Below are 6161 nucleotides of genomic sequence, written 5' to 3'. Positions count from 1 at the left end.
GCGATTAGCTCAGCTGGTTCAGAGCACCTCGTTTACACCGAGGGGGTCGGGGGTTCGAACCCCTCATCGCCCACCAAGAAACTCCTTAAGAAATTAAGGAGTTTTTTTTATGCTTTAACACTACAAATTTAAATTGTGAAATCTATTCTCTTTTAATTCCGAAACTTGTATAGGAAAAGAACATTAGTTAATAAACTATGAAGAAACATTCGAGACTTTTAGCATTTTTATTTTTAGCCCTAATCTCATGTAAACAAAAAGAAGTTGAGACATCTAAATCTGTAAAAGCAATTTTAAAGATAGAAAACAATATAAATATCGCCGAAGAACAATATATTCAAGACGATTCATTGACTGCCAAATTCTTTTCTGAATTAAACACATTTAAAACAGACTCAAGATTTATTATTGAAAAAGATCCTGTTAATAACAGACACGTTGACAACGTTGTGGATACGATACTAATTTCTAAATTTGATAAAACAAAGATATCTTCATATAAAGCAATATCTGAAGAGTTTATTTTTGAGGCTAATATTAAAAATGATGAATTTCAGTTTTCAAAAAACATCAAAATTGGAATAAAAAAGAAAGATTTTGAAAACAGTCTAAAGATTAAGATCAACTCAAATCTATTAAAAATTGGTAATTTAGAACAGACATCTGTATTTGTGTTTAATTTTAAAAATGATATTCTAAAAGAAATTCTTTACGAAGGTTATCTCGACTAAAAATACATCTGGTGATGATGTCAAAAGAGATTTAGTAGCAAACAAAAAATCTAATCAAAACCACAAGTTTATTTAAATCGTGCACAAAATGGTTCGTAAACAGTTTCGTAAGGATCACAGAAAGACATGCAACGCCATTGGAATCCAATGGCGTTGTTTTTTGTTTAATATTCACCTTCATAAGATGCTAACTGAGCGTGATGCTAAAACATTCGTATTAATTTGGAAACCATCTATCAATCAAAGCTTTTATTTCCAATTTCGCATTTTCAAGAATTGAATTTAATTGGTCTCTATTTTGGTCAACCCCAAAAGCTGAAATCTGTTCTGAAGAGATCCCCATAAAATCAAAATTTTGTTTTATTGTAGATGAGGCAAATTCCTTGATAGTATCGGAATTACTATAATCGAATCCACTAACTACTATTGACAAAGCTCTTTTGCCTTTACAAAGACCACTAAAGCCTGTTTCAGGGCTAAAAGAAAATGTCTTATCACTAACGACAATAGCATCTATCCAAGCCTTTACTGTTGCCGGCATTGTAAAATTGTAAATAGGAAAAGCCAATACAATATGATCAGCTGCAATAACTTCATCTATAAGTTTATTATGATTAGACAGCGTTAAGAGTTCTATTTCTGAAAAATCCCTTTTACCCATATTCCATTCCATTATTAAATTCAAATTTTTCTCTAATAATAATTCCGGTGGAGTTTCAGCTAAATTTAAATGCTTTATTTCTGTTTTTCCTTTTGCCAGTTCTACAAACTCATCAAATAAAATTTGGGTGTAAGAGCCTTTTCTTGGTGTATAGTTTATTAATAATGTTTTTGTCATTTTTTTTATAATTTATGTTATGATTAATTTAGAATGGTTGAGCACTTTTTTTACAAAGATAGAGTCAACACATTGATAATTTTAATTATTTTTGTTTACCTATTTATAATATATGTTATGATTAATTTAGAATGGCTGAGGACTTTTGGCGCTATATATGAATGTAAAAATATAACAGAAGCTTCAAAAAAATTAAATATGACTCAACCTGGAGTTAGTAAACATTTATCTGCCCTGGAAAGCCATATTGGAAAAAAACTATTTGAAAGATCTACCCGGAAATTAGCCCCTACCGAATATGGAAAATTTTTATATTCACAAATTAATAATCCATTAAGTGAGTTAGAAAAAGTAGAATATTATTCAAGTCAAAGAACAAAAAAACAACGATCTGCCATAACAATTGGTTGTACCACAGACTTTTTCAAGAAAGAATTAATACATCACATTTATACTTTTGACATGTATATAGTGACCCAATTTGGAAATGAAAAAGAATTGATTGAAGCTCTTGAAATGGAAAAAATTCAATTATTGGTTGGAATAAAAAAACACGATACTTACGACCATCAATTCACATACTTAAAGAATGAAGCGTTAGAATTAATTTGCTCCAATTCTATTGTTATTCCGGAGAATATTGAAAAAAATGATACGCAATTCATCACATGGTTACAAAAGCAAACCTGGTTTACCTATGACAATAACCAAAATAATATAAAAAAGTTCTGGGATTCCAGATTTAATACTACTCCCAGAATAGTTCCAAGATATATTTTACCCTCTTATCTGAACATAATAGAAGCTTTAAAAAATAATAACGGATTTAGTATAGTCCCTAAGCACTTATGTGATGAAGAGCTAGACAAAAACTTAATTAAAACACCAATTAAGTCTTCTAAAATAATTGAACAAAAACTATTTTATTCCTTCAAGCTAAAGAATAACAACTTGAAAGAGATTAATCTTTTTATAGAAAAGATGAAAAAAACTAATATTGTTTCTTAACCGCAATGTTCGCAAAGGTTTTACGCAAAGTAAGCAAAGGCCTGTGCATACAGATTAAACTGTTATGTTCGGAGTGAAAATTTGCACGCAGATTTGCTTCGCCAGTTCGCTATCGCTCGGGTAGCAGATTTATTCAGATTGTTTTTATCTGAGCACAAAACAAATATCGGCCTAATCTGCAAAATCTGCGTGCAAAAGACTTTGCTTTGTGTTAATACTTTGCGCTTTGCGGTTAAAAAAAACATAAAATTTGCTAAAATTTTCACCTACAGGTTTTCGTGTTGGTATTGTATTTATTGGTATTGAATTATAATTCTCACATTATTGTTTGACGATTTCAGAACTTATATGAATAATTTATACGATTCATCAAGTCTTTATACTATTTATTAAAAAGCTAAAATACAACAACTTAACCTTATAAAATAAAGTAACATCCCTTTAAAATTAACTTTTTTTCAAAGAATATTAATTTAAACCAATCTAAATAAAAATAATTTTTACTTTTGCCGCTCAAAAAAAAGTTTACTTTTGCATTTAATTTAGAATGATTCTTAATTAAATGTTGTATGCTATTTTTTATTAAAAGACTATTAATGGTCTTGTGTTTTTTATTTATTGGAGTCACTCAAGCTCAAAAAAATGTATTCAAGGGCAAAATATTGGATGCAACTACAAAAAAAGGAATTGACTCAGCAATCATTACAGTACTTGTCTCCGGAGATACCTATTTTACGAATGAAAAAGGAGAATTTGAGATCCCTGATTTATTTCATTCCTCTGTAATTATAACACAGCAAGGCTACGAAAGTCTGGAAGTTAAATTGCTAAAAGATGTCCAAACATTATATTTAAAACCTTCACTTATTCAATTAAAAGAAATAGTTGTTCGCCGTTCTAAAAATATTAATGACATTGATGTTAGAAACTTAACAGGGTCTGTTGTAACAGTAGATATGTCTAAATTATCTGAGCGTTCTGAGTTAGATATGGCAAAACTGTTACAAGGTCAAGTACCGGGATTAACTGTCAACTACAGTGGAGAACTAGGTAAAAAACCCGAAATACGTTTAAGAGGAAATTCATCATTCTCCTATAAGGGAACTGCTAATGAACCGCTATTTGTAATGGACGGTATTATCATTTCTACAGAGACATTTTTAACGTTAAATCCTAATGATTTTTCTTCTATAAAAGTGCTAAAAGACGCACCGGCAACAGCACTTTATGGAATTAAAGCGGCCAATGGTGTAATAGAATTGACTTCAAAACGAGGATTTAACGGTAAAGCAACTATTACTTATTCGATGAAACAAGGTATCACGATGAGAGGGGAAAGACCTGCGGAAATGATGGGCACAAATGAAAAATTAGCGTTTGAAGAAAAAATTGGAGTAGCAGGCAGACCCGGATTTGATTATTCTCAAGCAAACATCAGAAAGTTATTTGCCAATTCGCCATTACTACAACAGAAATTAGAACAAGGAGCCTTTAAATTAGATTCCTTAAGACAGTATAATACGGATTGGTTCAAAGAATTAATCAAACCAAATCACTTTCAATCACATAATTTAAGTATACGCGGTGGAACAGAAAAAAGCGCTTATTTCTATTCTGTAAATTACAGTAAACAAGGAGGACGTATTCCCGGAAATGATATCAACCACGTTACAGCAAGAGCAAACTTAGATTATACCATTGCACCTACATTCCAATTATCATTAAATAACAGTTTTGGTGTATCTACTACAAATACAGAGAATGGAATGACCAATGATCCTACAGAATTAGCGTTTAATTTAAATCCTTATGAAACAAAAGAAACAAAACAATTAATTAGTTATCCACGCCAATCTTACAGTGATTTGATTAATCAATTCAAAGAAAAAACGACGAATAAACGCTTTAGCAGTTCTGTCGTTATGCATTGGGATATTTTGAAAGAGTTAAATATTGCAGGAGTTGTTGGAGCGGATTATAGTATAAATGAAGTGTATCAACGAATCTATAGTTCTGCTTTTAGCCAGATCAATAAAAAAGAAAATGAAAAAGGTTTTCTAAGTCAATCTGACACAAAGAACTTTAGTTATTCTGCTAATATCCGTGCCAGTTACCAAAAGAAATTTGGCGATCACGATTTATTTCTTGGTTTTAATGTTGATTATTACCTAACAGATATTAAATCAATTAATGGGTCAGGTCATGGAATATCAGATGATATAAGTAGTTTATCAGGAATTAATTCATCGTTTACCAATCAATTTAAGCCATCAGCTTCAGGAAGTAAAGTAAAAAATAACCAATTAGGGTTTGGCGCGGCAGCAGGATATACTTATCAAGGTATATATGATATTTATGCCAGTTTAAAACGAGATGGATCGTCTCTTTTACCTAGTGATAAAAGATGGAATGATGCCTGGTCTGCCGGTTTAGGATGGTCACCTGGTCAATATGAATTTTTTAAAGAACAAAAAGTATTGACCTCTGTAAAGTTTAGAACATCTATAGGATATACAGCAAGTATGACCGGTATTCTCCCTCGTGATATTGCAACTACATATTCAAATTCAAACACTTTTTATGGTGATTACAGAGTATTACAATTAGCAGCATTACCAAATAAAGAACTGCAACCACAACAGACGTATTCAACTAATTTTTCTGCTGATTTAGGTTTTATTAATCGCTTTAACCTGTTGGTGAGTTTATACAAAAATGTTACAAAAGAAGCCATTCTTACTTTGCCTATTGCGACAAGTAATGGGTTTGCAACTTATACTAAAAATATTGGTGAGCTGGAAAATAGCGGAGTTGAATTTACTGTTAACGGAGATCTTCTTGCTCTTAAAACTTTCAGATGGAATACTGCTATTTCTATTTCTTACAATGCCAATAAAGTGAAAAAACTGTATGGAACAGATCGCATTTATACAAGTAATGAATCCGTTATTCCGGAATATGAAGTTGGAAAACCATTAGGTACCTTATACGGATTGCAAAGTAATGGTATCCATCCATTAATCGGTTTACCCGAATTTATAGACAATAAGGGAAATGTAATTGACATCAAAACAAATATCACACCCGAGTATATGAGCAAATTAGGAAGTACAATTGCTCCTTATAATGGTTATTTTAACAACTATTTTACTTACAAAAACTGGTCATTGAACGTTAATGTAAGTTACCAATTAGGAGGTAAAGCAAAATTTAGTGATACCTATGTTCGTGATGAAAGTTCCTCTTATAAAAATGCTATTAAAGGGCAACTTAACGATATGTGGTTTGAAGTGGGAGATGAAAATAAAATATATCCCATCCAGAAACTACCGTCTTATATATACAGTTATAATAGTTTTCCAAATTCTAAAACCATTTATAGCACAGACTATCTTAAACTAAATTATATTCAACTGAGCTACAGATTTACCGAGAATTCATTTATTGACAAATACCTTAGATCGCTACAAATTAACATACAGGCAGATAACCTGTACACCTTTAGAATTGAAAAAAATAGGGGATCATTAAACGATGTAATACAGCCCATTTTAACTCTTTCATTAAATGCTACTTTCTAAATC

The 6161-nt window shown here is 31.0% G+C and carries 4 protein-coding genes; 3 read left to right on the top strand and 1 reads right to left on the bottom strand.

Annotated features, from left to right (window positions below):
- Positions 1–197: 197 nt before the first annotated feature.
- Positions 198–731: a hypothetical protein gene (locus tag G3A47_RS16560; RefSeq protein ID WP_166924341.1), complete on the top strand. Its 534-nt coding sequence runs from the start codon at positions 198–200 to the stop codon at positions 729–731.
- 217 nt (positions 732–948) lie between these two features.
- Here the strand turns inward: G3A47_RS16560 and G3A47_RS16555 are convergent, their stop codons facing one another.
- Positions 949–1569 carry an FMN-dependent NADH-azoreductase gene (locus G3A47_RS16555; protein WP_166924339.1) on the bottom strand — a complete coding sequence of 207 codons (621 nt, stop codon included), beginning with the start codon at positions 1567–1569 and terminating at the stop codon, positions 949–951.
- Positions 1570–1686: 117 nt separating this feature from the next.
- Here G3A47_RS16555 and G3A47_RS16550 point away from each other — a divergent pair, with 117 nt between their 5' ends.
- Positions 1687–2577, top strand: coding sequence for a LysR family transcriptional regulator (locus G3A47_RS16550; protein ID WP_166924337.1), 891 nt, complete (start codon positions 1687–1689; stop codon positions 2575–2577).
- Between the two features lie 596 nt (positions 2578–3173).
- Positions 3174–6158, top strand: a complete 2985-nt coding sequence (locus G3A47_RS16545; protein WP_243860488.1) for a SusC/RagA family TonB-linked outer membrane protein — start codon at positions 3174–3176, stop codon at positions 6156–6158.
- Positions 6159–6161 lie beyond the last annotated feature (3 nt).

It is taken from the genome of Flavobacterium poyangense (assembly GCF_011751075.1).
Lineage (GTDB): Bacteria > Bacteroidota > Bacteroidia > Flavobacteriales > Flavobacteriaceae > Flavobacterium > Flavobacterium poyangense.
This window is presented reverse-complemented; position numbering and strand designations above follow the sequence as displayed.

Excerpts from the sequence above, each read along its gene's own strand:
- G3A47_RS16555 (WP_166924339.1), bottom strand. The coding sequence starts at position 1,569 with ATGACAAAAACATTATTAATAAACTATACACCAAGAAAAGGCTCTTAC.
- G3A47_RS16545 (WP_243860488.1), top strand. The coding sequence starts at position 3,174 with ATGGTCTTGTGTTTTTTATTTATTGGAGTCACTCAAGCTCAAAAAAAT.
- G3A47_RS16560 (WP_166924341.1), top strand. The coding sequence starts at position 198 with ATGAAGAAACATTCGAGACTTTTAGCATTTTTATTTTTAGCCCTAATC.
- G3A47_RS16550 (WP_166924337.1), top strand. The coding sequence starts at position 1,687 with ATGATTAATTTAGAATGGCTGAGGACTTTTGGCGCTATATATGAATGT.